Genomic DNA, 355 nt, shown 5'->3' on the forward strand with positions numbered 1-355 from the left:
AGGTGATATTTGTTTGTCATTGGTTTCCTTTTGGTGAATGTAGGTATTCATAAACTTGAAATTATTAAGCAAAACAAAGAGCAATATTCTGTCTAAAAACTCTTCACTAGACAGTTACATGAAAAAAATACTACTTTAGAGATAGATAAGAGTGAGGCGCAAGTATGACAGGGAAACAAGCTTTTAAAGAGTCGCTTAAAGAACTCTTGACCAGCAAAGCTTTCTGGGGTTTTGGTCTTTTTTGGTGCTCTTTAATGATTTTAACTCATGAGTTGTTGCATGCTATCTCCCCTTAAGTGAGTTAAAATGTACTACATTGATGAGCACTGCCTATTTTCCGCTAAGTTTGTAGATC

General features: G+C 34.9%; 1 protein-coding gene. It reads left to right on the forward strand.

Features of this window, described 5'->3' with window-relative positions; genetic code table 11:
- The first annotated feature begins 164 nt into the window (after positions 1–164).
- On the forward strand, positions 165–296 hold the full coding sequence (locus ACQ96U_RS27145) for a hypothetical protein (RefSeq protein ID WP_431724405.1): 132 nt from the start codon (positions 165–167) through the stop codon (positions 294–296).
- Positions 297–355: the final 59 nt, after the last annotated feature.

Source organism: Zooshikella sp. RANM57 (genome assembly GCF_050749885.1).
Lineage (GTDB): Bacteria > Pseudomonadota > Gammaproteobacteria > Pseudomonadales > Zooshikellaceae > Zooshikella.